General features: G+C 59.3%; 2 protein-coding genes. Both read right to left on the reverse strand.

Annotated features, from left to right (window positions below; genetic code table 11):
- The coding region (locus H5U08_RS16900; protein ID WP_297035757.1) for a hypothetical protein at positions 1–933 on the reverse strand (933 nt) is incomplete at its 3' end.
- A gap of 15 nt (positions 934–948) precedes the next feature.
- A partial coding sequence (locus H5U08_RS16905) for a sugar porter family MFS transporter (RefSeq protein ID WP_297035760.1) occupies positions 949–2039 on the reverse strand: 1091 nt, incomplete at its 5' end.

A 2039-nucleotide genomic window follows, 5' to 3' on the forward strand; every position in this document is an offset into this window, starting at 1 on the left:
CCCGTCATAGTACACCAGGCCGTTGGGATCGTTCGTCCAACCCACCCGCGGGGAAAAATGGAACTGCGGTCGATATGCTTCCCGATAGAGGTTTTCCGGCCAAACCGGGGCGTCGCTCTGCCGCAGACGTTTTTCCACCAGAACGCGGGCAGAGCGGGGACGGATTTCCCAGCGCACCGTCTGGCCGTGATAATCACGCAGATCAATCGCCGCCCAAAATCTCACGTCTGAATCGTCTTCGGCAATGTGAATGTCGAAATAGCGGAGGACTCGATCACCCAACATGAGGCGACAGTGCGTCCGCGGTCCTTCCCCGGCCACGGGAAGGAGCAGGTACCGCGACTGGACCGCTGTCTCCAGGGGCTTGAGGTGCTCCTGGGGATTGCGATCGGTTTGAAGGATGTAATCTACGTTGATGTGTCCCCATCCCCCGGTTCGGCGATCGACGATCCGCAGGACAGCAGTGCGGCCTTCAAACTCATGGACGTCCCAGACGGCCCAATCCAGCTCTTCTGAGCCGCCGGGCGCGGTGTTCGGTCCCGTGGCGCGACGCACGCTCTTCCCATCCACGAGGAGTTCCATATAGGTTTCTTCCGGATAGCCGCCCCCGCCGATAAGAAAGGCGAGGTAGTGCCGCTCGATGGTGAAGGGAGGACTCGTCAGCATCCCCACCGTACTGTCCCCACCGTAATACGAATTGACCAGCCGACGGCCGTGATAGCCCGTCACTTCCATTTGCCGCGGGAGTGTGCCGCTCGCCGGGCCGGGACCGAACGCTTCCCCCTCGGCCACCCAGGGCGCGTAAAAATCGCGTTCAAAATCGTCCACGAGAATATCGGGACGAACGGGTGGCTCCGCCTTTTCGCCGGCGCTTAAAATCCCCACTATCACCCAACTCCACGATAACAATCCAATCATCGCGATTGTCTTCACGGCGTATGTCTCCTTTCAGGAGCACGACCTGGTCGGCGGTACTGTGGCCGACGCGGAATCGGTTCCCAGAAGCCGGCGCTCGATTTCCTCCAGGGGGATTCCTTTTGTCTCGGGCATGACAAAAATCACCCACAGAAGTTGCAGGACCATCATCGCCGCATAAAACGCGAAGGCGTGTCCCCCGGATGCCGCGGCAATGACCGGAAACGTCCAGGAAATCAAAGCGCACATGAACCAGTGGGTAAAACTTCCCAGGGCCTGTCCCTTGGCGCGGACGGTGTTGGGAAAAATCTCACTGATAAACACCCAGATCACCGCGCCCTGACCGAATGCGTGGGACGCAATAAACACCACCAAGCTGGCCAGCACAATGATGTTGCCCAGCCGATCGAAGTGCGTGCCATAAATATAGAAGGCCGCCGCTGTGGTCGCCAGACTGACAATGTAGCCGATAGATCCCACGAGCATGAGGAATTTTCTGCCGAAATAGTCGATGACGCTCATGGCCAGCAGCGTGAAGATGAGGTTCGTTCCGCCAACCACCACGGCCTGGAGAAACGCCGCGTCCTTCTCCGCCCCTGCCATCTCGAAAATCCGCGGGGCGTAGTAGAGCACCGCGTTAATCCCCGAAAGCTGATTGAAAGCGGCAATGGCGATCGCCAGCAGCACCGGCCGAAGATACCGACGGCAAAAGAGCGGTTCGTTGAGAGCCGCATCGTGGAGGGAAGCCTGCACCTCCCGCACGAGTTCCTCGGCCTCTTCGCGGGAAGCACCGAGCTTTTCAAAGACCGCACGGGCTTCCACACACCGTCCCCGGGCCACCGACCATCGCGGACTCTGGGGCGTAAAGTAGAGAAGCAGCCAGAACAACCCCGCCGGAAACGCCTCCACACCCAGCATCCACCGCCATTCCACATCCCCCAGGTTAAGCAGCGCAATGCAGTAATTCGAAAAGAACGCCAGCAGAATACCGAACACAATATTGAACTGTACAACAGCCACCAACCTTCCCCGCCATTTGGGCGGCGAGATCTCGGCAATGTACATGGGCGCCACAACGGAGGCCCCACCAACCCCCAGCCCGCCAATAAACCGGAAAAAGACCA

The organism is Thermogutta sp., from assembly GCF_014359955.1.
GTDB lineage: Bacteria > Planctomycetota > Planctomycetia > Pirellulales > Thermoguttaceae > Thermogutta.